This window comes from Moraxella sp. K127, from assembly GCF_015223095.1.
Taxonomy (GTDB): domain Bacteria; phylum Pseudomonadota; class Gammaproteobacteria; order Pseudomonadales; family Moraxellaceae; genus Moraxella.
The window spans coordinates 1-586 of the sequence record NZ_JADFBZ010000114.1 but is presented as its reverse complement, the minus strand read 5'-3'; the positions used below and the strand labels follow the sequence as shown (position 1 = coordinate 586).

Here is a 586-nt window from a genome sequence, read left to right as displayed (position 1 = left end):
AAACTTTAACTTAGCGTAATTAAATGCTGTCATTTTGCTTGCTCCTTATCTTTGCTAAAAATTAAATCAATATAGATAAAAAATATGATAAAAATCCAAAATAAATCTACATACCCACTTTTTCTTTCAAAGTGTTTTTTTACTCTATCTATATCACTCTTTGGCGTAGAAACATAGATGATTTCTTGGGTCGTTTGGTTGACAAACTTACCCCTAAGGATAATAACATCATTAATATTATTATTCTTTCTATCTGTAAACGAGACAATACTCACACCATAACCAGTAAAATCATAGCCAAAATTTTTTTTATCAGAGCAAAGGGCATTTTCTGTGCCAACAAACTCGCCACATTTTGCACTATATGCCCTACCATGATTATCCCTGACATAGACTCTTGCAACTTTTTTATTATTGACATTATAAGACAAACCATCAGGTAGGGTAATTGGAATGTGTTTAGCACCCTGCACAACATTAGTAATGGGCTTTATAGATAAAATGATTGGTATGGGTAATAAAATAAAAAATAACCGTATTCTATTCTTTCTCATCTTAAAACTACACTCATTATCAAATTAACTAG

Annotated in this window: 1 protein-coding gene; it reads right to left on the bottom strand. The window is 30.5% G+C overall.

The window, feature by feature from the left end; all coding sequences use genetic code 11:
• Nucleotides 1–29: 29 nt before the first annotated feature.
• Nucleotides 30–554 carry a hypothetical protein gene (locus IM753_RS12860; protein WP_194109455.1) on the bottom strand — a complete coding sequence of 175 codons (525 nt, stop codon included), beginning with the start codon at nt 552–554 and terminating at the stop codon, nt 30–32.
• Between the last annotated feature and the right edge of the window lie 32 nt (nt 555–586).